The organism is Christiangramia echinicola DSM 19838, from assembly GCF_000423065.1.
GTDB lineage: Bacteria > Bacteroidota > Bacteroidia > Flavobacteriales > Flavobacteriaceae > Christiangramia > Christiangramia echinicola.
The window spans coordinates 35,784-59,819 of sequence record NZ_AUHG01000011.1 but is presented as its reverse complement, the minus strand read 5'-3'; the positions used below and the strand labels follow the sequence as shown (position 1 = coordinate 59,819).

The 24,036-nt window shown below is 38.0% G+C and carries 19 protein-coding genes; 7 read left to right on the top strand and 12 right to left on the bottom strand.

The genetic code is table 11. The features are described from left to right. Positions 1-3: 3 nt before the first annotated feature. A complete protein-coding gene (locus G530_RS0105245) occupies positions 4-1,377 on the top strand; it encodes a SusD/RagB family nutrient-binding outer membrane lipoprotein (protein WP_026933534.1) in 1,374 nt (457 codons plus the stop codon). Between the two features lie 79 nt (positions 1,378-1,456). Here the strand turns inward: G530_RS0105245 and G530_RS0105235 are convergent, their stop codons facing one another. Then, positions 1,457-2,203, bottom strand: coding sequence for a rhomboid family intramembrane serine protease (locus tag G530_RS0105235; RefSeq protein ID WP_035716074.1), 747 nt, complete (start codon positions 2,201-2,203; stop codon positions 1,457-1,459). 79 nt (positions 2,204-2,282) lie between these two features. Between G530_RS0105235 and G530_RS0105230 the strand changes: the two genes are divergently transcribed. Further along, entirely contained in the window at positions 2,283-3,557 is a 1,275-nt protein-coding gene (locus tag G530_RS0105230; RefSeq protein ID WP_026933532.1) for a replication-associated recombination protein A, read from the top strand. Here the strand turns inward: G530_RS0105230 and G530_RS17245 are convergent. Genes G530_RS17245 through G530_RS0105190 form a run of 8 tightly spaced genes read right to left on the bottom strand, consistent with a single transcriptional unit; the run spans position 3,554 to position 11,407 of the window. Beyond that, positions 3,554-4,390, bottom strand: coding sequence for a hypothetical protein (locus G530_RS17245; RefSeq protein WP_051199692.1), 837 nt, complete (start codon positions 4,388-4,390; stop codon positions 3,554-3,556). The two genes, G530_RS0105230 and G530_RS17245, sit on opposite strands and share 4 nt — an antisense overlap. Beyond that, positions 4,387-5,796 (bottom strand): DUF5723 family protein, encoded by a 1,410-nt coding sequence (locus tag G530_RS0105220; protein WP_026933531.1) that lies wholly within the window; start codon positions 5,794-5,796, stop codon positions 4,387-4,389. The genes G530_RS17245 and G530_RS0105220 overlap by 4 nt, the downstream gene beginning before the upstream one ends. A 1-nt stretch (position 5,797) precedes the next feature. Further along, complete coding sequence (locus tag G530_RS0105215; protein ID WP_026933530.1) at positions 5,798-6,349, bottom strand: hypothetical protein; 552 nt, start codon at positions 6,347-6,349, stop codon at positions 5,798-5,800. Between the two features lie 42 nt (positions 6,350-6,391). Beyond that, on the bottom strand, positions 6,392-7,081 hold the full coding sequence (locus tag G530_RS0105210; RefSeq protein WP_026933529.1) for a YjjG family noncanonical pyrimidine nucleotidase: 690 nt from the start codon (positions 7,079-7,081) through the stop codon (positions 6,392-6,394). Further along, positions 7,068-8,357: a polysaccharide deacetylase family protein gene (locus G530_RS0105205; protein ID WP_026933528.1), complete on the bottom strand. Its 1,290-nt coding sequence runs from the start codon at positions 8,355-8,357 to the stop codon at positions 7,068-7,070. The genes G530_RS0105210 and G530_RS0105205 overlap by 14 nt, the downstream gene beginning before the upstream one ends. Positions 8,358-8,369: 12 nt before the next feature. Further along, entirely contained in the window at positions 8,370-9,068 is a 699-nt protein-coding gene (gene radC / locus G530_RS0105200; RefSeq protein ID WP_026933527.1) for a RadC family protein, read from the bottom strand. A 59-nt stretch (positions 9,069-9,127) separates the two neighbouring features. Further along, a complete protein-coding gene (locus G530_RS0105195) occupies positions 9,128-10,480 on the bottom strand; it encodes a UDP-N-acetylmuramate--L-alanine ligase (protein ID WP_026933526.1) in 1,353 nt (450 codons plus the stop codon). Positions 10,481-10,528: 48 nt separating this feature from the next. After that, the gene (locus G530_RS0105190) at positions 10,529-11,407 is read right to left on the bottom strand and encodes a tetratricopeptide repeat protein (RefSeq protein WP_026933525.1); all 879 of its coding nucleotides are present in this window, start codon (positions 11,405-11,407) and stop codon (positions 10,529-10,531) included. A gap of 183 nt (positions 11,408-11,590) precedes the next feature. On the opposite strand from G530_RS0105190, the gene G530_RS0105185 reads away from it, so the two are divergent. From G530_RS0105185 to G530_RS16565, 3 genes are read left to right on the top strand one after another with little or no spacing between them, the layout of a single operon-like run. Next, complete coding sequence (locus tag G530_RS0105185; RefSeq protein WP_026933524.1) at positions 11,591-16,636, top strand: T9SS C-terminal target domain-containing protein; 5,046 nt, start codon at positions 11,591-11,593, stop codon at positions 16,634-16,636. Between the two features lie 22 nt (positions 16,637-16,658). Then, a complete protein-coding gene (locus G530_RS0105180; protein WP_026933523.1) occupies positions 16,659-17,591 on the top strand; it encodes a PorP/SprF family type IX secretion system membrane protein in 933 nt (310 codons plus the stop codon). 12 nt (positions 17,592-17,603) lie between these two features. Next, positions 17,604-19,298, top strand: a complete 1,695-nt coding sequence (locus G530_RS16565; protein WP_240472132.1) for an OmpA family protein — start codon at positions 17,604-17,606, stop codon at positions 19,296-19,298. An 87-nt stretch (positions 19,299-19,385) separates the two neighbouring features. Here the strand turns inward: G530_RS16565 and G530_RS0105170 are convergent, their stop codons facing one another. From G530_RS0105170 to G530_RS17450, 3 genes are all read right to left on the bottom strand, one after another. Further along, entirely contained in the window at positions 19,386-19,907 is a 522-nt protein-coding gene (locus tag G530_RS0105170; protein WP_026933522.1) for a DUF4136 domain-containing protein, read from the bottom strand. A gap of 72 nt (positions 19,908-19,979) precedes the next feature. Then, positions 19,980-20,975, bottom strand: a complete 996-nt coding sequence (gene obgE, locus G530_RS0105165; RefSeq protein ID WP_026933521.1) for a GTPase ObgE — start codon at positions 20,973-20,975, stop codon at positions 19,980-19,982. A 7-nt stretch (positions 20,976-20,982) separates the two neighbouring features. Next, positions 20,983-22,095 carry an adenylate kinase gene (locus G530_RS17450; protein ID WP_169514032.1) on the bottom strand — a complete coding sequence of 371 codons (1,113 nt, stop codon included), beginning with the start codon at positions 22,093-22,095 and terminating at the stop codon, positions 20,983-20,985. 122 nt (positions 22,096-22,217) lie between these two features. Here G530_RS17450 and G530_RS0105155 point away from each other — a divergent pair, with 122 nt between their 5' ends. Both G530_RS0105155 and purE read left to right on the top strand, forming a co-directional pair. Further along, positions 22,218-23,381: a 5-(carboxyamino)imidazole ribonucleotide synthase gene (locus tag G530_RS0105155; protein WP_026933519.1), complete on the top strand. Its 1,164-nt coding sequence runs from the start codon at positions 22,218-22,220 to the stop codon at positions 23,379-23,381. Position 23,382: 1 nt separating this feature from the next. Further along, positions 23,383-23,868 (top strand): 5-(carboxyamino)imidazole ribonucleotide mutase, encoded by a 486-nt coding sequence (purE, locus tag G530_RS0105150; RefSeq protein ID WP_026933518.1) that lies wholly within the window; start codon positions 23,383-23,385, stop codon positions 23,866-23,868. Positions 23,869-24,036 lie beyond the last annotated feature (168 nt).

Sequence of the window (24,036 nt, the reverse complement as noted above, 5' to 3'; positions counted from 1 at the left end):
AATATGAAAACTATAAAAATATTTATCTGGATAGCATTGATCGGTTTTTCTACATCTTGTGAAATTACCGATGCTAATATTGACCCGGATAACCCCTCAGCAGAATCAGTAAACGCGGGTGCAATATACCCCGGGATGATCGCTCAGACTCATAGAAATTCTGTTGCTCTTGGCGGCAGAATAGCCGGAATAATAATTCAACATTTTGACGGTTTAGACGCACAGCAAATTGCTTATGACCAGTATAATATAGGTGAAAGTGATTCAGATGACCTCTGGGATTTTGGCCTGTATGGCGCAGGATCAATGAAAGATGCCTATGTAATTATTCAGAATAATGAAGGAGAAATCAGCGCTTTGGCCAAATTATATATGGCGGCAAACCTTGGCGTAGCCACGAGTGCCTGGGGTGACATTCCATATTCAGATGCATTTGTAGGAGATCAGGGAAATTTGAACCCAACATATGATACACAGGAGTCTGTTTACATGGAAATTCAATCATTACTAACCGAGGCTATTGATGAAGGTGTTGCTGCAGGAATTGGAGAATTCGCTGGTGCTGGAAGCACTGATGATATAGATTGGGAAGGTGTAGCCCATGCCTTAAAGGCTCGTTATTACCTACATCTCACCTCTATTAACGGAACTACTGCGGCACAGAATGCTTTAACCGAAATCCAACAGGCATTTTCAAGCACTACAGAACAGCCGGATTTTGTATATAGCACTCCGGCTCAGAATGCCAATCCATGGTTTCTCTTTGATAATGACAGACCAAGTACACTAGGTATTTCTCAGGTACTTGTTGACGAGATGAAGAGTCAAAACGACCCAAGACTACCCTTTTACACTACAGACGAAGTAAATTTCGCTGGAGTTGAAGGCTTATTCTGGGGTCAGGCCGACTCTCCTACTCCTTTAATCTCCTATTGGGAAGTTAAGTTTATTGAAGCTGAAGCAATCGTAAGAACCGGTGGCTCTGATGCTGATGCACTGGATGCCCTTACAGAAGCGGTTACAGCCAATATGGAGTACATTGGGGTAGAAGGAAGTGAAATTAGCTCCTACGTGGACGCATTGTCCTTATCTGGATCTGAAGATGAGAAGATCCAAACTATTATCAATGAGAAATGGGTGGCCCTATATGGAAATGCACCCCTGGAGTCATGGGTAGACTTCAGAAGAACCGGATATCCCGAATTAACACCTAGTCCCGATGCGGTTCCAAATGTGAATCCATCCGGCATCGTTCCAAGAAGATTTCTATATCCAATTTCTGAACGTCAGGCCAATTTGGAAAACTATAATGCTGCAATCCAGGCACAAGGAGGACATTTATTAGATGATGATATCTGGGCTTTCCCAAATAATTAGAATTAGCCAAATTCTAGAAAACCACCTTCGGGTGGTTTTTTTTCTTTAGCCTTATTAATGAATCCAGTATTTTCCAGGATCAAGTATTCTCATTCCTCTTTGAACCTTCCTTATAAATATAATTATATGGCGACTCTTCAGAACCTTCCTCCTGCTCATCAGGCAACTTCTCGATAAAATTCCCATTTTCATCAAAGTGCTTCATAAAAGGATCATCTTCTTCAGAATAATCAGGTTGCTCCCATTGATACTTGGGTGGTTCAGCAATATTTCTTTTAAATATGAGTGAGAGTCCAAATCCGCTAAGGAGACCTGATAAATGCCCCTCCCAGGAGATGGTAGGATCTATTGGTGTTACATACCACACAAGACCACCATATATAAACACCACAATTAAGGATAGAGCCACCAGACGGTAATGCTTAGAAAAGATCCCCTTAAAGAATAGAAAGGTTGCCAGCACATAAATAATCCCACTAGCACCAATGTGATTCGAAGGTCTGCCAATTAGCCATGTAAGTAATCCTGAAGCGAGGAGACCAATGAGGAGCACTTTCCAGCTTATTGGCCTATAGAAATAAAATAGAGCTAGTGATAATATGAATAATGGAATAGTGTTATTAAATAAATGTTCAATATCTGAATGTATAAATGGAGAAAATAGAATTCCCCTTAAACCTACAATTTCACCCGGCCTTACGCCATAAGTATTAAAGCTCACTCCAAAACGGACTTCTATCCAGAAAACGATCCAGATCAATAACACAAACAGCAATGGATATCCAATAGTTCCACTGGTAAAAACAAAAGGAGTAGATGCTTTCAAGTTTTCTTCAATTTTAATTAATATTACAAAAAACCATCCAAACTTTTCAGGATGTAAATCTGTCACATAACCAATTACCATGAATCAACCTCTTGCTGAGAGACTAAGACCAAAAACTTTAAACGACTACCTGAGTCAGTCACACCTGATTGGTGAAAACGGTGCTTTAAGACAGCAAATTAAGCAAGGCATCATCCCTTCTATGATATTCTGGGGCCCGCCCGGAGTTGGAAAGACCACTTTAGCTAATATTATTGCTTCTGAATCTGAAAGGCCTTTTTTTACATTAAGTGCAATTAGTAGCGGAGTAAAGGATGTTAGAGAAGTTATAGAAAAAGCGAAAAAGAGCGAAGGATTATTCACCACTAAAAGCCCTATTTTATTCATAGATGAGATCCATAGATTTAGTAAATCTCAGCAAGATTCCTTATTAGGAGCTGTAGAAAAAGGCTGGGTAACGCTAATTGGTGCCACCACCGAAAATCCAAGTTTCGAAGTCATTTCTGCTTTACTCTCCAGATGCCAGGTTTATATATTGAAACCTTTCTCTAAGGACGATCTGGTTGCACTGCTAAATAGAGCAATGAAAGAAGATAAGGTAATTGCTTCTAAAAATGTAAAGCTTACTGAAACTGAGGCGTTGCTTAGATTAAGTGGCGGAGATGCCAGGAAACTCCTGAATATATTTGAACTTTTAGTGACCTCAGCAGAAAAAAACGTTGAGATCACAAATGAACTTGTTTTATCGAAGGTTCAGCAAAATACAGTTCTTTATGACAAAACCGGAGAACAGCATTATGATATCATTTCTGCATTTATTAAATCTATTCGTGGAAGTGACCCAAATGCGGCAGTTTATTGGCTAGCCAGAATGATCGAAGGTGGCGAAGATGTAAAATTCATCGCCAGGAGACTTCTTATACTTGCCAGTGAAGATATTGGAAATGCGAACCCCACTGCTCTCGTGATCGCAAATAATTCATTCCAGGCAGTAAATACTATTGGCTATCCTGAAGCGAGAATAATATTAAGCCAGTGTGTCACTTACCTCGCAACCTCTCCTAAGAGCAACGCCTCTTATATGGCTATAAATGAAGCGCAACGACTTGTAAAGAAAACAGGGAATCTTTCTGTTCCACTATCAATTCGAAATGCTCCTACTAAATTGATGAAGGATATTGGATACGGACAGGATTATAAGTACGCTCATAATCATCAAGGCAATTTCGTAGCTTCTGAGTTTTTGCCAGAAGAGATTAAGAACACTACACTCTATCAACCCGGAAATAACCAAAGGGAAAATGCACAGCGTGAATTCCTGAAAAAACGATGGAAAAATAAATATGGATATTAGTCCTGCAGTATATATTTCAAGGTTACCTTCTTATTTTTCTGTCGATCAAAATACTCGACTACCAGGTCTTTATTGGCATCAAAATATCCCACCCCTTGTTTAGTTAACGAATTGTATATAAAATTACTTCCTCCTTCAGTTTCTATAAGAATGGCGATAGGCTCTGTAGATCCATCCTGAAATAAATTATAGCCTTCAGAAGACTCTTTTAAAATAAATTTTTTCCCTTCGTAGGCATAACTTTTAATAGAATCATTAGCTTTTGGAAGTGAGGTCACTTCTTCAACTACATTTTCAGCAACTGTCTTCACAGTACTTTCTACTTTTTTAGCCTGAGCAACTACAGGTGCAATTACTTCCTCAGAAACACCCTCTGCAGATTCATTTTGCATTTTCCTTGAAGATGGATCATATTTATAATTTAATTCTTCAATGCTGGTGAAGGCATCCCTCAAAGCTTCATGATAGGCAAGCTTGTATTCTTTCTCCCTGCTTCTCCCCTCTTTACTTTTAAAGACAACATCCCCGTTGCAGTCCTTCAGCTCAACTACTAGTTTTGTCACAAATAACCCTGAATTATTCTTCACATTAGATTTTAAACCTAAACACCCATTCATATTGAGATCCTGAGGTTTTTGTTCAGACTGCATTAAAGTGTTGTAGCCCTCCTGCTCAAAGAGAAATTTAAGAAGTGAATTTAACTGATATTCATTTACTTCACCTGCAAACTCAAAGCTTTCAGGAATTAAAACATATTTATATTCATTAATATTCTGTGCGGAAGACATTAAAATTCCTCCAAAAATAAATAGTGTTGTTAGTAATTTTTTCATAGATCTTTAAAAATAAACTGCATCCCCAATTGCAGGGACGCACTGTTAGCTTTTGCTAAATTAGTATAACCAATAATATCGTTTGCTGCAAGATAGATATTAAAATTTTTAAATCTTGAAGACATCATAAATCCAAGTTTGGTGAGAGTAAACTCATCTACGGCGTATGCCAGCCTGAATCTTAGATTATCGGTCACTTTTCTATCCCAGTAGGCCGTAACTCCATATGTAGGACCCTTTGGCCGGTTAACGCCAGAAATAATCATGCCGAATAAATTCATAAATCTTGGCTTCTTACTCAATAGATAATCACAGGGCAGTATAGACTTTCCAGTTCCAAATTGAAAAGATGCATTATACTTTAAAGGTCGCCAGGTAGTATACGTATTATTAGTGGTCTCCTCCTGTAAATTTCGATCTACCCGCTCCTCAAAGATCTCCCAATATGGAATTGTTGGTTCATTACCATCCAACTCGGGAAACAAAGGCTCTAATCCATTGGTTTGAAACGATCCAAAATAATTATAGTTCTCAACATCTTTTTGATGAAACATCAAGCCAAGATCCTGTATAGAGGCATTTATTGAAAACTGATCGGTAACGCGATAATTAAAACCCAGATCCACTCCAAGGCCGCCGTTCTGACCAAAAAAGGAGCGACTCAGTAATTCGGCCACTGCCTTATCTACAGTCATATCTTCTTCTTCCTTTAAAGAAGCATATCCAGAAGTATTCACAGTAACATCTAGCCCTCTTACTTCATGCAAATAAAAGTTAGGCCCTCCTGGAGTTTCGACTGTTCTAAAAAAACCATCATTACCTGTGCTTTCTGCATTGAAAATACCTGAATATAATTTGAATCTTCCACCTACCGTCAATTTCGCATCTACTTTATAATTAAATCCAGCATGATAGACGGTAAGCACCTCTCCCATAAAGTTAGCATCAGAAAACTTAAAATCCTGACCTATATAATCCGCATTCCCCTCAAAAGCCAGAAGTGCAGGATCTTTAGGGAAATATGCGAACACATCGAGTTCCTGATATATTCCTGCTGAAAAGTATCCCCTGGCCCCCATTTTCCAGCCAAACGAAAGAATTTCCAGCTGTTCATTGATCGAAAAATAATCTCCTGAAGTGATCTCGCGCATCACATTGCTAACCCGTTGATTCACGTTAGTTCCATCATCTGCAAAAATATCATAAGCAGTAACACCGGTAGACCCCGCTGATAAATGAATCTGGGAAAGAAAAGGAACCCCTATATGTCTGGTAAAATCTATTCTTGCTCCAGGATTTTGAAGTAGTGACTGCGGCAGATCGTCCACATTATACAACAATGGCCTGTTCTGACTAAAACCAGAAAAGAAAAAAAGAAGAAATATAATTGGGGCAAATCTCCTCATATTAAAATTCAAACCTGAATAGCCCTTTCGACATAAAATCTAGTTCACCTTCGAGCTCTTTACCAGCTCCAACAACCTCCAACTCCACTACCATTTGTATAGATCTACGCAATTTCTCAATTTCATTACTGTCTAGAACTCGCGTAGTATCTATTACAGATGTAGCAGCACCGGAACCTTCAGGAATTACATAAGCAACATTAAACTGGCTACGACCATTCTCGCCTAAAAATCTGATATTACTATTTATCTGGTAGGGAAATTTGTTTTGATGCTTAAATCTCAGGGCGGCATACATTAATCCATCCTGGATATAATCATCATCCAGAAATTCCAGCCTAACCGTATCTCTAATAACAGGTGTATATGCGTTGGTTTCGGAATCCAGAAAATCTGTTTCATTAAGTTGATAAAACAGCAGATCTACCTCCAGGTCTGGTTCAAGAGTGATATCTTCAGCCTGACTGAAATCAACATCCTTAAAACACGATGAAAAAAGAACACAGGAGATTAACCCTGAAAAAAGTAATTTTATGTATCTGGAATTCCGCAATTAAAAGATTTGTTGACGCACGAAAATACCTATTATCTCCTGTTATAAATAATTTAGAAGTTCTTTTAACTTTTGAACCTGAGGATACTGATCCTGAACCGTTTGCTCACTTGAACTAAGATGAATTACCCGCAGACCAAATTGATGAGCACCGATAATATCTGCCTCTAAATTATCACCTATCATGACAGATTTTGAAATTTCTGCCCCACTCTTGTTTAATGCTACCTGAAAGACCTGAGGATGAGGCTTTTTTACCCCCGCTTCTTCAGAAGTTGTAATAGTTTCAAAATAATCATGGATGCCGGAGCCTTTCATCTTTTTATGCTGAACCTCTTCGAACCCATTTGTAATAATGTGGAGCCTATATTGATCTTTAAGAGTATTTAAAAGTTCCATTCCTCCTTCCAGAAGGTGATTATTCTTGGGTAAATATTCAATATAATCGTCTGCGATCAGATTGATCGTGGCATCCAAAGTATCAAATTTTAAAGCAGTAAAACTTTCCTTTAATCGGCCAAAACGTAACGTTTCTTTTGAAACTGAATTGTTCCTGTATAGCTCCCAGTATTTGAAATTAATAGGCTTATAAACTTGAAGAAAATCTTCTACGTCTATGGTTATTTTCTGTTTTTCAAAAATCTCTTTGAAAGCCAGTTCAGAATTTCTATCAAAATCCCAAAGCGTATGATCTAAGTCAAAAAAGACATGTTCTATATTATCCAATTTCATGAATCTGTTTTAAAAGCGAGTAATAATAATCCTTGTTAGCATAGCCGGAGAAATCCTGACTCCTAAAAACACCGCGAAACATTCCTTTAACTTCCTTTACTTCTAATAACATTCGCCCGAGTTCTTCCTTCAGTTTATTTTTCGTCATATTATCAGCCACTTCCGAATTGAAAGCATAAGGATGAACCTTCAGCGGAGTGGTCACCTCCATATTGATATCATAGAAAAGATAGGGCGAACATGTCCCTGCCCTGAAGCCCAAAACATCTGGATATCCCATGGAGTGATCATTGTTTATTTCAAGCTCGGTTAGGTTATTGTATTGATCTGGTAATCGAAGATTATACTTAGAGTTCATAACATTTTCCACCGGACTATGTATAATTTCCTCCAACCGCAATTTTTCCTTTCTAAGACTTTTGATATTCTCCATTGCATAATAGCCCATAAGCAAACCTACTTTAGCATAATCTGCCACAGATTTAATAACCGCTCTATGCGGAATCCTGTTATGACTTATATTACGATCATGAATGGAAAAATCACTCAATTGAAACATAAACAGCATATATATTTTATGCTCTTTGATGAGATCAATTAGATCTTCAAAAATATCATGTGGATCATTTTTCACTCTAATCCACACCTGGAGCCTATCTATAACCTTTCCTATATTTAATTGAAACAGGTCTGCCCACATTCCTATAAAGCTCCTTAAAAAACCTTTATTCTTAAAAATGAAAGTATGTTCAGAAGCGACTATAGTTCCCACTTTATATCTTCTATCTGCAAATTCCAGATCTGGGAAACGATCTAAAAGTACATCTCTAAATTTATATGCCCAGATATCCACAACCGGTTTATGCAGAAAGCTTTCCTGGTGAGCCAAACTTTCTGAAGCTGGAAAGCGACCATATTCATCTTTCACATGTGGAAGATATTCTTCATATCGGCTTAACAGGTAAAAGGAAGCGGCAAAAATATCAAACGGTAAACCACTTGCTTCGGGCAGAGGAAAGAAGCAAATTGTATCATCCCAGGGCAGCACTTTAATTTCAAGTTCAGAAAACCCCTGTTCCATCAAAAGATCAACCTTTTGTATAAAAAATTCATTCCCCAGAGCTTGTTTCCCATAAGACAGTTTTGCACCATCATGAGCAATGAACTCCTCTATCTTTGAAGTGAATTTAATAGGAATCCCCAGAATATGAGTGCAAATATTTTTGAACACATAAATTATCCTTGGGGTAACTTTTTGAGTATAGATCAATAACATTCAAAAGCAGTCTTAAAGCATACCTTCATCGGCAAAGCTAAGGTATGATTTTTCAGTTACAATAATGTGGTCGAGCACTTTGATATCAAGACTCTCAGCCGCAGTCTTCAATTTATTGGTAAGTTGCTTATCTGCTTCACTGGCTTTGAGATTTCCAGAAGGGTGATTATGTACCAGAATTAGGGAAACTGCTCCAACTTCAAGGGCCTTTTTCAAGGTTATGCGCACGTCTACCAGAGTTCCGGTTATTCCACCTTTACTAATCTGAAACTGCTCGATTACCTTATTGCTATTATTTAAATAGACGATCCAGAATTCTTCGTGACCAAGCTCCCCAATAACGGGCTGCATAATTTCAAAAACCGAATTACTGGAAGTGATCTTTTTTTGTTCCAAAGCTCCTTCCAACCTTCTTCTCCTTCCTAATTCTAATGCCGCCGATATCGTCACAGCCTTTGCCGGACCAATTCCTTTAAATTTACAAAGTTGATTTACAGACAACTTACCTAGTTCACTAAGATTGTTGCCGGTTGAGGAAAGAATCCTTTTTGCCAGATCCAGGGCACTTTCATTCTTACTACCTGAACTAATTAGAATAGCGATCAATTCAGAATCACTTAAACTAAGTTTTCCCTTTTGAAGTAGTTTTTCTCGTGGCCTGTCATCTTCAGCCCACTTCTTTATACTTAGATTGGTTCTTTCATCACTCATCTTAAGTTAAAGATAAACAATGAATTGGATCTGAATGAAAATTAACTAAAAGTAAGTATTTAGATCAAAGCTTTCAATTCCTCGAGATCCAGGCTACCATAATTACCACTGCTCATCATTAATAAGGCAGAATTATTAAAATCTGTCTGGTGCAGCTCATTTTTAAATTCTTCAGGATTTACGAAAACCTTTAAACCTTCCTTATTAAAAGCCTCCCTTATTTGATCTACTGAAACCTCTTCCAGCTTTTTATTCGCTACTGCTTCTGGAGAATAAAAAACCAGGGCAACATCGGCTTCAGAAAGAGTGTTATTATACTCTTTAAGAAAGTCTGCATTTAAACTACTATAAGTATGCAGCTCTAAGCAGGCAACCAGTTTCTTATTTGGATATTGCTCTTTAACTGCTGCAGTGGTTGCTCTTACTTTAGAGGGACTATGGGCAAAATCTTTAAATATTACAGCCGAAGTTGATTCAGCAATTTTCTCAAGTCTTTTAGAAGCCCCTTTAAAAGTGGAGATTGCCTCATAAAAATCATCCTCATCAACACCCATATGCTGACAGATCCATTTAGCACCAGCAAGATTGTTTAGATTATGCCTTCCAAATATCTCTAAAGGCATTTCTCCTTCTGGTACATCCAGAACTGTATGTTCTCCATCTGTATGATATTCTGGTGTTTGATACGGATGCTTTCTAATAGGGATTTCGGTTCCCCCGGCTAACCTTTTCACCTCTGGATCTTCTTCATTATAAACCAGAATACCTCCATTTACAATTGAATCTATAAAAATCCGGAACTGCTCAACGTAATTCTCATAGGTTGGAAATACGTTGATGTGATCCCAGGCGATTCCGCTTAACAAGGCTATATTTGGCTGATATAAATGGAATTTTGGGCGTCTATCTATAGGTGAAGAAAGATATTCATCTCCCTCTATAACTATAAAATCATTTTCTTCGGTAAGATGCACAGGATTATCAACCCCCTCTATTGCTGCACCTACCATATAATCTATCTCTTTATCGTGATAATTCATCACATGAAGAATCATTGACGTGATACTCGTTTTTCCATGAGAACCTCCAATAACTACTCTGGTTTTATTCTTTGCCTGTTCGAATAAAAATTCTGGATAAGAATAGACTTTCAATCCTAATTCTTCAGCTTTCAGCAATTCTGGATTATCAGCCTTCGCATGCATTCCAAGAATTACCGCATCCAGATCTTTACTTATATTTTCAGTAAACCAACCAGTACTTTCAGGAAGAATCCCATACTCTTTTAATCTGGATTTAGCAGGCTCAAAAATAGCATCGTCACTTCCGGTAATTTCATATTCCTTTTGAGTTAATGCTATTGCTAAACTATGCATAGCACTACCTCCTATGGCAATAAAATGAATTCTCATAGAAAAATTTTGTGCAAATATATGATTTTGAAACAGGGTATAGCAAGATCAAAGCCTCTGGATCTTCTGTTTTTCAATTAACGCCTTTTCAAACCCAGGATCAATTGAAAGTGATTTTTCAATATGAGCTAAAGCGGCCTTTTGATTACTCTTTATTCTTTCTATCTGCGCTAACCTGTAATAGGCCCAAGCCGGAGACTTCAGATCTTTATATCCATAATCCTCGATATATTGCTTCAGAAAATTTTCTCCTGCATCCAATTGAATTTCATAGATTGCTGAGGCTTCTCCTAACTCATATTTCAAGTAGTTACGGGTGATCAATCCAGGTTTATTTACAGCTAGCCTTATAGCCTCTTCATATTTATTTTTGGCAAGATCCCGATACTCCTGAATTTTGTATATGTAAGCGTCAGCTAAAAGTGCATCCACTTCATTTATTCTATCAAGATCTGATGCATAACTTTCTGCGATAGTTTTACTCCCTCCAATTATACTGGGTATTTGCATATACAATTCTACAAGTGCCCTGCGTGTTTCTTTATGAGTAGGATCAAGATCTGCCGCCTTCTTCAGGTATTTCTTAATATCACCGAGTAAGATAGCAGCCTGAAATTTAGAACCATAATAAGCTTTCATACCCATAGCCCCTCCCAATTTGAAATTATACATGGCATTTTCTGAATCTAGATCAACAAGAGTTTCGTAATAATCAATTGCCTTATCCCATTCTTTATTAAAACTGGAAATATCTCCTAGAAATTCTAATGCCTTAGGATTATTCTCGTATTGAAGTAAAATTTTTTCGGCTTCTACAATTTCCCCATTATTGAGGAGTTTTTCAGCATCTTTTAGTGTCTGCTGTGCCAAAGAATTGACTGCGAAAAGACAAAATATCCCAATGATTAACTTATTCTTTATTAACATAAATATATTTTTTATAAATTTAGCGTGCCCAAAGAGTTGTCACTCAGCAAACTTAAGGCCTCTGGAGTCAAATGTTAAGATGTTTCTTAATTTAACTCCGCATATTAAATATTATTTTAATATTTGTGCAACTTTTAATGAGTTTTAACCGAATACAAATTTTTTGAATTTAACACCTAGCCTATGCAAAATTTTACTTTTGGGAGGAAAGGCCTTAATTGGTTCCTTTTCGCCTTTCTATTGTTTATTGGAAACCTGCCCTCTTTTGGCCAGACGGACTGTGTCTCAGTATCAGACCCAGCCCCTTCCAATCTATGTTATCTAGAAAGCACAATTGCTAATTTAGAAGCCGCTAGTGGCGCAAGCACTACGAGTGGTGATATTGTGTTTTTTAATGAAGCGGACTCCACGAATCCTTTGAGTCCGAGCGAGTTCTTAGTTGATGGAGAAGATTATTTCGCTGGAAGCTCGGACCCTAGTTGTTCTGAAAGAGAGCAGATTACAGTGAATTTTGAAGACACCACTCCTGCTCCAACTTCAAATTATGGAAACATTTATTCTCCATGCCTTTCATCTGAAACCGAAACCAGACCGGTTTCCGATCTTTTACAAGGATTTACTGAAGATTCTGCAGACTTAATCGCGTTTACGTCACGTACTGGCGGGGACACAGCTGCTCCTTCAGATGACCTTGAAGCAGGTGAAACTTATTTTATTGGACAAAACACCAGTGGAACCTGTAATTTTTCTTATAGAACACCAGTAAGATATAGCCCAGATCCAGCAATTGCTCCAACCGCAGATTCTACACAGGAATTGTGTGAAGGTGCTACCATAGCTGATTTGGAAGCTAGCGGGACAAGTGCAAACACACAGGCAATTTTTTGGTATTCTGCTGATAACTCGATCACAAGACTGGATTCTTCTGAAGAGCTGGTTAATGGAGCGACTTATTATGCAAGCCAAATAATTAATAATGAAGGAATTCCTGAAGAACCATGTGAAAGTCAGGATAGAACCCCTGTTACTGTAACTCTAATTGAGGGACCAGATGCAGGTGAACAAGTAGGTGATGGAACAGTATGTGAATCTGATGTACAGGAAACATTTCCTTCTAACGATGAAGTTAGAAATTTCTACTTGGGTCTTTTAGAGGAAGGAGTTCCGACTGATGGTACTTTTAATCCTACTATTGATCAAATAGTATCCCAATATCAAAATGATGTGGCTAACGACGATGGTTTGGGTGACTTCACCACAACGTATACTATAGGTGAAGAAAATTGCCAGGATTCAGTTGAACTAACAATATCTGTAGTTCCTGCTGAAGATGCTGAAGCGGGGGACAATTTCTCAGATTCATATTGTATTGACCAGAATGAAAATTTCGATTTATACAGCTTTTTAAGCGATGATGCTATTGTAACCGGAGAATTTTCAGCTCCATTCGAAGATGGAGTGTTCAATCCTTCAGAAGAGGGAGAAGGAACATATACTATCACTTATTCAGTTAATGAGGGTAACTCTTGTGTAACTGGTTCTGATGAAGCTACTTTTACTATTGAAGTAAATGAAGTAAATGAAGAGAACATTACAATTAATATCGATCCCTCGGAATACGAAGGAATGGACGAAAATCAAATTCTTGCTGATTTAAGCAGCAGATTTACTCCTTTCTTCGAGGGAACTCCAGATTTCTCTGCCTTTGACCCTGAGCTAGAAACTGCATTTGCAGGATTAGATCCACAAAATCCTGAAGGAACTTATCAAGTTACCTATTCCGGCAACCCTTGTGAGATTTTAAACTTCACTATTATTATTGAAGAAGAAGTAGTGGTAGATCCAGTTCCAGGGGACCCTACGGGAATTGTTTGTGAAAACGACGTTCAGGAAACTTTTCCTAGTATAGATGAAATTAGAAAATACTACCTGGCTTTATTACCAGAAGGCACACCAAGAAATGGAACTTTTGATCCTACACCAAGCGAATTGGCAGATATGTATCAAGATGATTTGGCAAATGATGATGGCTTGGGTGACTTTACAACCACTTATACAGTAAACGGTAATTCCTTTGAGCTTACAGTAACTGTAATTGCAGCGGTAGAAGCAAATGCCGGTGATTTCGACAACATCCCTGATGTTTGTACAGGAGATGCTATCATAGATCTTACTACATTAATCAACAATGATCCGGATGCTCAATCTGGAGGAACATTCTCAGGAACTGGCGTTTCTGGAAATATGTTTGATCCATCAACTGGTCAGGGCTCTTATATTATTACATATACGGTAGATGATTCTACTGGATGTATTGTAGAGGGAGATACTGATAGCACAGAATTTATCATCACAGTTGTAGAAGGTGATGCTAATGCAGGTGAAGATGGAACAGCAAATCTAAATGAAAATGATGATCCTGTAAATTTATTTGATTACCTAAACGGTGATCCGGATACAGGAGGAACCTGGAGCCCTGGAAACCCAGATGGTTCATTTGATCCGGGAACAGATCCTGAAGGAGATTATATGTATACTGTGACTGACGGAGATTGCTCTGATTCAGCAATTGTAACTGTAATTATTGAATCAGATACTAATTGCACCGATAACGAAGCTGGTTCAGACAATTTTGGTATTGTTTGTTTAGATGATGTACAGACTACTTTCCCTTCTGTTGATGAAACTAGGAAATACATTTTAGCTCTTAGAGATTCAGGTGTACCTAGTAATGGGTCATTTAACCCAAGTATTAGTCGTTTGATCGAGTTGTATAATGATGATGCAGACGGGCTTGGAGACTTTACTACAACTTACACAGTCACTGTTGATGGTTGTACTGACTCCACTGATTTAACTGTAAGAGTTGTTGAGGAAGGACCAGCAAATGCTGGAGATTTTGATAATATTGAAGATATTTGTTCAGATGAAGAAATTATAGATCTTGACACTTTAACGAATAATGATCCTGATGCAACTATAGGAGGAATATTTTCTGGTACAGGTGTTACAGATAATGAGTTTGATCCGTCTGTAGGAGCTGGAACATACACAATCACATACACAGTTGATGAATCTACTCCTTGTACAACTGGAAGTGATTTTGCAATCTTTGAAATTACAGTTGAGGAAGCTCCAGTATCTGCAAATGTAAACAGAAGCTTATGTATTAGTGAAGCTCAAAGTTTAATAACAGATACATCTGCTCTTACAATTTATCTAAATGATATTTTAACAGAAGCTGGGGTAGAATCTACTAATGCAGATGGTTTTGACGATGAAGACCTTTTAGAAGGTCAAGCACTTCTTGGTTTCATAGAAAATCCAACTTCAGATTCAGAAACTTTTAATTTTAGTTATGTAGATGAATCTGCTAATTCTGTTTGTAGTGATGGACTAATTAACATTGCTGTTACTATAAATAATGAATTAGATGCCGAAGCTGGAACGATAGAAGATCAAAATGTTTGTGTAACAGATGGCATGATTGATTTATCAGCATACTTAGGCTCTGACTCAATATCTGGTGGAACTTTCACTGGAACAGGAGTATCTGAAAATATGTTTGATTCGTCAGTTGGAGCTAACGAAGATGGATATTTAATTACATATACCGTAGATGACAGCATTGAATGTGTAGCAGACGGAACTACAGACTCTGAAGATTTCTTGATTTTCATTAATAACGGAGTTGATGCTGGAGATAGTAATAGCGGAGATGTTTGTCGAGCGAATGTGGGCGACCTCTTCCCTAATGATACTTCTGTACGCAGATATTATTTTAACCTATTGGAAGATGGTGTTTCTAGGAATGGCTCATTTAATCCTTCAATTCAACAATTGATAACAGATTATAATGCGAATCCTGAACAGGATGTATTCACAACAACTTACACTATTACTAACGGAGGTTGTTCAGATAGCGTTGATTTAACTATTAATGTTTATGATTCAATCCCAGCTGTAATTGGAGACATTACAGATCCAGATCCAATTTGCAGAAATGCAGAAGATGTAGATCTGTTCTCATTCTTGCCTGCAGATGCAAATCCAAATGGAACATTTGAAGGTTACGATAATGGAGTATTCAGTCCTTCAATGGAAGGTGCAGGTACATTCACCATTACGTATTCACTTTCTGATGATTCTCCATGTACGGAAGGTACAGCTACTGCAGATTTCACAATTACAGTAACAGAATCCGCCTATGCAGGTATGGACGTAACAGTTCCTGATGCATGTACTAATGATACTGAAGTTGACCTGAACGGTTCAATTTCAGCTGATGCAGATGCTGGAGGGGTTTTCACCCTTGATTCAACAGGAGAAGTTATTGCTGATGGAATACTTGATATTTCAGGACTTGCTACAGATACGTACACTATTACTTATACAGTAGCAGAGATCAATGACTGTGGCGATGATGACGCAACTTTAACCTTAACGGTTTCAGAAGCACCAGCTGGACCAACAGTAGATGGAGATCCATTTACTTTCTGTGCGAGCAATGCACCTACGGGAGCTGATCTTTCTGCAACAGGTTCTAACCTAACTTTCTATTCTGACGCTGAATTATCAACAATGGTAATGGCTGAAGATGCTCTAACTACGGGTACATATTATGTAACTCAAAGAGCTGATGATGGTGGTTGTGAATCTAATGCAACTGAATTTTCAGTAACCGTTAATGATGCAGACACTCCTACAATTTCTGATTCAACATTAGAATTCTGTGACTTTGACGACCCAACAGTTGCTGATCTAAGTGCTGAAATTAACGAGACAGGAACAATCACCTGGTACGATTCAGCAGATGGAGACAATGCATTAGCAGAAGGAACTCCATTGCAAGATGGTACAACCTACTACGCAGCATTATTTGATGCAGACTCGGGATGCGAAAGCTCAGTGAGACTTGCAGTAACTGCTCTAGTAGAAAATTGTCCGGTAGTTATACCAGAAGGATTCTCTCCAAATGGAGATCAACTAAATGACACCTTCGATATCAAATTTATTGAAGAAGTATATCCTAATTACACTATCGTCATCCACAATAGATATGGAGATGTAGTTTACAGAGGAAATGCCAACACCCCAGATTGGGACGGTTTCAGCAGTGAAAGCTCATTTGGTGATAATCTATTACCAGTAGGGGCTTACTTCTACTACTTGGACTACAATGATGGTAGTACCGAGCCAGTAAGAGGAACTGTATACTTAAGTAGATAATTAGGATAAACAAGAAAACGAAATGAAAAAAATAATCACAAAATATTTAATATTCGCAGGCATTATCCTTTTCTCTATAAAAGGTATGTCACAGCAAGATCCTTTATTCACTCAGTACATGTATAATATGAGTGTAATGAATCCTGCTTACGCAACAGACGATCCAGGAATGCTAAATCTTGGAGCTATATATAGAATGCAATGGACAGATGTTGATGGTGCACCTCGCACCCTCAACTTCTTTGCCCATACTCCCGTAAGTGAGAGAGTAGAATTAGGTCTAACAGTTGTTCATGACGAAATTGGTAATGTTGAAAAACAAAATAATATTACCGCAGATTTCGCTTATGTAATCCCAACTGGTGAGAAAACTAACCTTTCATTTGGAGCGAAAGCAGGTCTTACAACATTTGATGCAAATCTTTCAGGGTTAAACTTAAATGACCCGAATGATCCTGCATTCGAAAATGTGAGTGAAATTTTTCCTGTATTCGGTGTTGGAGCGTTCTGGTTTGGAGACAATCACTATTTAGGTGTATCTGCTCCTAACTTGTTAACTTCTGAGCATATCGATAACAGTCAGTTATTACGTGATCGTGGTTCAGAAGAGATCCATTACTACCTAACCGGTGGTTATGTATTCGACATTAGTGAGAACTTCAAATTGAAGCCTTCTACAATGGTAAGAGGTGTGCAAGGAGCTCCATTATCTGTTGATGTAAACGCGAACGTTCTGTTATACGACAGACTTGAAGCTGGTGTAGGTTATAGATTCGACGAAACTGTAACCGGTTTGATTAACTTTAGAGTTACTCCAGGCCTTAGAATTGGATATGCTTATGACTATCCAACCTACGATTTAAGTAACGATGGATCACATGAGATCATGCTATTATTTGATTTCGATCTATTCGGACTTAAAAAAGGATATGACAAATCACCAAGATTCTTCTAAAACCCGAATAACATGAAAAATATATATAGTACACTTTTAATAATTTTTGTAAGCATCACTGCTTTCGGACAGAAGTCTGACATCAGGGATGGGAACAAGTTCTTTGCTCAGGCAGCTTATATTGATGCTGCAGATGCATACGAGAACGTTAACAATAAATCACAGGAGGTTCTACAAAATCTTGGAGATTCATATTTCTATACTAACCAGATGCAAAATGCAGCTGAAGTATATGAATTACTTTTTCTAAGACACGCAGAAGCTACAGAGTCTGAATTTAAATTTAGATACGCTCATGCTTTAATGGCAGCTGGAAATTATGTGAAAGCTGATGAGTTGATGAATGAGCTAACTGGTGAAAACTGGGATCATGAGAAATTTGCAAGCGAACTTGATACGATGGTTCCTCACAAATTCAACTATGACCAGGTAATGAACAACCAGTCTTCCTCAGACTTTGGTATTGGATTCTACGGAGACCGTGTTGCTTTTGCTTCAACTAGAAATCAGGAGCGTCCTGTTTACCCATGGAACAAACTTCCAACTCTAGATCTATACAGTGCTGCCATGGATGACGAAGGAGAAATGACAGATATCGTTCTTTTCTCTGATGCCATCAATACAGATGAGCATGAGAGTTCTGCTACTTTTAGCAAGGATGGTACAGTGATGTTCTTTGACAGAACTAACGAAGACAGGGTGAAGAACGAGAACGATGTTCGCGTTGCTCATATTAGTCTTTACCGTGCTGAAAATGTTGACGGAGAATGGACAAATGTTGAGAAACTTCCATTTAGCAGCGAAGAGTATTCAGTTGAGCACCCTAGCCTAAGCGCAGATGGTTCTAAACTGTACTTTTCAAGTGATATGCCTGGCGGAAGCGGTTCTTTTGACATTTATGTTGTAGATGTGAATGAGGATGGAACTTATGGAACACCTCAAAATTTAGGACCAGCAGTTAATACTGCTCAAAGAGAACAATTCCCTTTTATTAGTGATGAAGATGTTCTTTACTTCACATCTGATGGTCACCAGGGATTTGGAAATCTTGATATTTTCAGAACTGAAGGTGATTTCTCAGAAGTAGAAAATCTAGGTGCATCTATCAACGGTGGTAACGATGATTTCGCTTTTGTAATTAAAGAAGGTGAAGAAACTGGATTTTTCGCATCTAACAGAAGAGGAACAGATAACCTATACCAATTCACTCGTGAAGAGAATGAAGTTATTGAGGCTCCAACTGTAACTGATGAAACTAGTGGTCAGGATATCATCCCAATCGATGGTAGCAAGATCTACTTCGACTTTGACAAGGCTACAATTAAGCCAGAATCTAAGCCGGTACTTGACTCTGTTGTAACCTACATGAACGACTACCCTAACATTAAGGTGAAGGTAGAGTCTCATGCAGATGCTAGAGGAAGTGATAAGTATAACATGGATCTTTCTAAGAGAAGAGCAGCTTCAACTGTAGATTACCTTGTTGAAAAGGGAATTGACAAAGGAAGACTTATTTCTGAAGGATATGGGGAAAGCAGACCCGTTAACGATTGTACCGAGCCAACAGGTTGTACAAACGAGCAGTATGCTAAGAACCGTAGAAGTGTATTCGTAGTATCGAATCGTAATAGTTCGATGAATGAAGATACAGATATGGATGATTCAGAAATGAATGAAGAGGAAATAGATGAGCAGGAAGAGAACTAAGTTCTTCACCTGATTCAACTAACCAATCAATTAGTAAAAAGCCCCATGCATTTGCGTGGGGCTTTTTTAATTATAAATATTAGTGAACTACTTTTTGGGAGGGTAGCCTTCCAAAGCCTTAGCCACTATTTTATCAAAGCTTTCTTTTCTCTTCTGTGGATCAGCATCAAATGAATACGGACTTTCAACAACCGCCTGCCAGATAAGTACATCCTTTTCTACATCTATAAAATCGAAAGTGAGCTTAAGATAAGTATCCATCTGGCCAATTGGGACACCACCAGAGACTCCAACTCCAACATTACCTCCTCCTCCACCAATTCCAACTCCAACGCGGCTACGATTATCCTGCTGGAATGCTTCAGTGTATACATTTACATATATTCCGGGATTTTCAGAATCTGTAAACCCTTTTTCCTTTAAACCTGATTTTAGGCTTTCTATAAGCCGGGAATCATCTAATTGACTAAGACCTGACTGGAAATCTGGAAATATTGAGTAGGTTGAATACTGGTCGAAATTGACCTTTTGATCATAATCGTAAACTGCCTGAGGTGCATTACAGGCAGCTACGAATAATAATAGAATAGAATATTTGAAGAGTTTCATAAACTGATTTTTACTAAAATTACGCAAAATCAGTTCGAAGCTTTATAGCTTTAACAGGATTTAAACAGGCTGCTAATTAAGCATTTGCCATAATTTATCCTTTAATTCAGTCAATCCCATTTGAGCTACGGAAGAAATGAAAATGTAAGGAAGCTTGAATTCTTTGTCCAATTCTTTAGACAGTTCAGCTTTCAATTCGTCATCCAGAAGATCACTTTTAGAGATAGCGATCAATCTGTCCTTATCCATTAATTCAGGATTATAACGCTTCAATTCGTCTAGCAGGATATCATATTGTTCTTTAATATCTTTAGCATCTGCAGGGATAAGAAACAACAACGTAGAATTTCTCTCAATATGCCTTAGGAATCTATGCCCTAAACCTTTTCCTTCAGCTGCACCCTCAATAATCCCAGGAATATCGGCAACCACAAAAGTTTTAAAATCTCGATATTCTACAATTCCAAGATTAGGCTTAAGAGTGGTAAACTCATAATTGGCAATTTTAGGCTTAGCCGCAGTAATAACAGATAACAATGTAGATTTTCCTGCATTTGGAAATCCTACCAGACCCACATCAGCAAGAACTTTTAATTCCAGCGTGATATCTATTTGCTGTCCATCAATTCCCGGCTGTGCGTACCTGGGAGTCTGATTCGTGGAACTTTTAAAATGCCAGTTCCCTAAACCACCTTTTCCACCTTCTGCAACAATAAATTCCTGACCATCTTCAGTTATTTCTTTGATGATCTCGTTGGTTTCGGTATCACGAATTACGGTTCCCAATGGAACATCGATATATTCATCTGTTCCCTGAGCTCCAGAACTTCTTTGCTTACTCCCGTTTCCACCATGTTCAGCTTTTACGTGTCGCTTGAACTTGAGGTGAAATAACGTCCAGAGGTTTTTGTTTCCTTTTACAATAACATGGCCTCCACGACCTCCATCTCCACCATCGGGTCCACCTTTAGTTATATATTTTTCCCTATGCAGGTGAGCAGAGCCCTTTCCTCCTTTTCCGGAAAAAACATGAATTTTCACATAGTCAACAAAATTCCCTTCAGTCATTTTCTTATTATTTCATTAATTCGTCAATCACTTTGCTTAATCGCTCTGTGATCTCCCCGATACTACCAACACCATCAACACCAAAATACTTATTCTGTTTCTGATAATAGTTTTTTAAAATGGCAGTTTCATTATAATATACTTTGATCCGGTTTCTAATAACCGCTTCATCAGCATCGTCTTTTCTACCAGAAGTTTTTCCTCTTTCCAATAAACGCTCAACTAGAATTTCGTCTTCAACTTCTAACGCAATCATAGCATGAACTTCAGTCCCTTTAGATTCAAGGTAGGCGCTCAAAGCTTCTGCCTGAGCTTCAGTTCTTGGAAAACCGTCAAAGATAAATCCGTTAGTCCCTTCATTCTTTTCAACTTCAGCATTTAGCATGTTAATGGTCACCTCATCTGGAACCAACTGCCCTTTATCTATGAAAGATTTTGCACTAAGACCCAATTCTGTTTTATTCTTGATATTGTACCGAAAAACATCCCCGGTAGAAATATGAATCAGTTCGTACTTATCTTTAAGAATTGATGCCTGAGTTCCTTTGCCTGCGCCCGGAGGACCAAACAATACTAGATTTGTCATTGTTTTTTCTTTGCGTTTATATACTTGAGTAAGGTTACGCCCCAATCCGTCATAATCAAGACCATAACCAACTATAAATTTATTCGGGATGTCAATTCCTTTAATTTGAACTGGAACATCCTTTTTATATGCTTCCGGTTTAAAAAATAATGTAGCTACTTTATAACTGGCAACTTCCGCACTTTTTAAGATCTTATCAATTTCAACCAGCGTATTCCCGGTATCTACAATATCCTCCAGCAATACTACCTGCCTGCCTTTTAACTCCTGGTTTAACCCAACCAGAGTTTTTACATTTCCGGTAGATTCGATGCCGTCATAAGAACCCATTTTCACAAAACTCACCTCACAATCACTATTAAATCTTTTGATAACTTCTGAAGCGAACATAAAAGACCCGTTCAAAACTCCAATAAAAACTGGCTTTTGCCCGGCATATTCCGCATTTAATTCATCAGAAATCTTATCTATCGCCGTGATAATTTCTTCTTCAGAAATATAAGGCTCAAATTCAAGATCGTGTAGTTTTATCAAAACTTTCAAATTTTAAGTCGCAAAGATAAGGAATCTCAATAAGCCCAACAGCCCGATTTCTTACCGAATATGTATGGCAGGAATTTCGAATAAGTTATTTTTGCGAAAAGCCTATTGAATTTATGGTAAATTATTTCTCTTCAGACTTTAAACTAGCTATTCTTGGTGGTGGTCAATTAGGAAAAATGATGTTGTACGAAACCAGAAAGTACGATATACAAACACTAGTTCTGGACCCTAATAATGAAGCTCCATGCAAAATTTCATGCAACTACTTTGAGCAGGGCGATCTAATGGATTATGAAACAGTATTAAATTTTGGTCGAAAAGCAGATGTAGTCACTTTTGAAATTGAAGGAGTGAATATTGCAGCTTTAAAACAGCTGGAATCTGAGGGAATAAAAACTTTTCCATCGGCAGAGACTTTGGAAAAAATCCAGAATAAGGCTGTGCAGAAAGAATTTTATAAAACAAATAATATTCCTACGGCAGATTTTGAGGTTTTTCAAAGGATAGATGATTTGAAAAATTCCGTTGCAAATGGTAAGATAAAAATTCCATTTGTCTGGAAAAGTGCTACAGGAGGATATGACGGAATGGGAGTTTCAGTAATTAAAAATATTGAAGATCTAAATGATCTGTCTGAAGGTGAATGTATCGCCGAAAATCTGGTACCTTTTAAAAATGAACTCGCCGTAATCGTAGCCAGAAATCCTTCAGGCGAAATGAAGACCTACCCGGTGGTGGAAATGGAATTTCATCCTACGGCCAACCAGGTTGAGTATGTAATTTGCCCGGCGCGAATAGACGATAAAGTTGCTGAGAAAGCCAGGAAGTTAGCTGAAAGTGTTTCAGAAGCATTTAATCATGTAGGATTACTTGCGGTTGAAATGTTCCAGACTAAGGATGATGAAATACTGGTAAATGAGGTAGCGCCCAGACCACACAACAGTGGCCACTATAGCATTGAAGGCTCCTACACCAATCAATTTGAACAACAAATAAGAGCCATACTTAATCTTCCTCTAGGAAACACAGATAGCAAAGTGGGCGGAATTATGGTAAATTTAGTGGGAGCTGAAGGTCACGAAGGCGAAGTGGTTTATGAAAATATTGAAGAAATCATGAAACTGGATGGCGTAACCCCGCATATTTACGGGAAGAAGCTCACGCGTCCTTTCAGAAAAATGGGACACGTAACTATTGTTGATATAGACCTGGCTAAAGCAAGAAAGGTTGCTGAAAAGGTTAAAAATAGCATTAAGGTAATAAGCAAAAATAAATAGCATGGGAAAAGTAGCAGTTATTATGGGTAGTACAAGTGACCTACCCGTTATGCAAGATGCCATAGATATACTTAAAGGTTTTGATATTGAGGTAGAAGTTGATATCGTGTCAGCTCACCGGACTCCTGAAAAGCTTTTTGATTTCAGTAAGACTGCCCATGAAAAAGGCATAAAAGTAATTATTGCCGGCGCTGGTGGTGCCGCTCATTTACCAGGAATGGTTGCTTCAATGTCCCCTCTTCCTGTAATTGGAGTGCCTGTAAAATCAAGAAATTCTATCGATGGATGGGATTCTGTACTTTCTATATTACAGATGCCAGGTGGAGTTCCAGTTGCGACTGTAGCCCTGGATGGCGCAAAAAATGCAGGAATACTGGCAGCACAAATTATCGGAACTTCTGATAAATGCGTTCTGGATAAGGTACTGGTTTACAAGGAAGGTTTGAAACAGAAAGTATTAGAAGGGGCAAAATCGATTAAAAAATAACGAAGGCCGCGAATGCGGCCTTCTAGTAGTGAACTTTGTAATCTGTACTTATTATTTATTAACCATTCTAAATATAAAACCAGAACTTCGCAAACTACTTTCTTTTATATCAAAGTAAATATTACGTTAATTTTTTCACGAACGAAACGCCAAATTAGTTAAAAAAAT

What these genes read in the sequence shown, in the direction of transcription:
- G530_RS0105190 (WP_026933525.1), bottom strand. Translation starts at nt 11,407, where the DNA reads ATGTTAATAAAGAATAAGTTAATCATTGGGATATTTTGTCTTTTCGCA.
- G530_RS0105180 (WP_026933523.1), top strand. Translation starts at nt 16,659, where the DNA reads ATGAAAAAAATAATCACAAAATATTTAATATTCGCAGGCATTATCCTT.
- G530_RS0105155 (WP_026933519.1), top strand. Translation starts at nt 22,218, where the DNA reads ATGGTAAATTATTTCTCTTCAGACTTTAAACTAGCTATTCTTGGTGGT.
- G530_RS0105210 (WP_026933529.1), bottom strand. Translation starts at nt 7,081, where the DNA reads ATGAAATTGGATAATATAGAACATGTCTTTTTTGACTTAGATCATACG.
- radC (WP_026933527.1), bottom strand. Translation starts at nt 9,068, where the DNA reads ATGAGTGATGAAAGAACCAATCTAAGTATAAAGAAGTGGGCTGAAGAT.
- G530_RS0105195 (WP_026933526.1), bottom strand. Translation starts at nt 10,480, where the DNA reads ATGAGAATTCATTTTATTGCCATAGGAGGTAGTGCTATGCATAGTTTA.
- G530_RS16565 (WP_240472132.1), top strand. Translation starts at nt 17,604, where the DNA reads ATGAAAAATATATATAGTACACTTTTAATAATTTTTGTAAGCATCACT.
- G530_RS0105205 (WP_026933528.1), bottom strand. Translation starts at nt 8,357, where the DNA reads ATGTTATTGATCTATACTCAAAAAGTTACCCCAAGGATAATTTATGTG.
- G530_RS0105220 (WP_026933531.1), bottom strand. Translation starts at nt 5,796, where the DNA reads ATGAGGAGATTTGCCCCAATTATATTTCTTCTTTTTTTCTTTTCTGGT.
- purE (WP_026933518.1), top strand. Translation starts at nt 23,383, where the DNA reads ATGGGAAAAGTAGCAGTTATTATGGGTAGTACAAGTGACCTACCCGTT.
- G530_RS0105230 (WP_026933532.1), top strand. Translation starts at nt 2,283, where the DNA reads ATGAATCAACCTCTTGCTGAGAGACTAAGACCAAAAACTTTAAACGAC.
- obgE (WP_026933521.1), bottom strand. Translation starts at nt 20,975, where the DNA reads ATGACTGAAGGGAATTTTGTTGACTATGTGAAAATTCATGTTTTTTCC.
- G530_RS17245 (WP_051199692.1), bottom strand. Translation starts at nt 4,390, where the DNA reads ATGAAAAAATTACTAACAACACTATTTATTTTTGGAGGAATTTTAATG.
- G530_RS0105170 (WP_026933522.1), bottom strand. Translation starts at nt 19,907, where the DNA reads ATGAAACTCTTCAAATATTCTATTCTATTATTATTCGTAGCTGCCTGT.
- G530_RS0105245 (WP_026933534.1), top strand. Translation starts at nt 4, where the DNA reads ATGAAAACTATAAAAATATTTATCTGGATAGCATTGATCGGTTTTTCT.
- G530_RS0105185 (WP_026933524.1), top strand. Translation starts at nt 11,591, where the DNA reads ATGCAAAATTTTACTTTTGGGAGGAAAGGCCTTAATTGGTTCCTTTTC.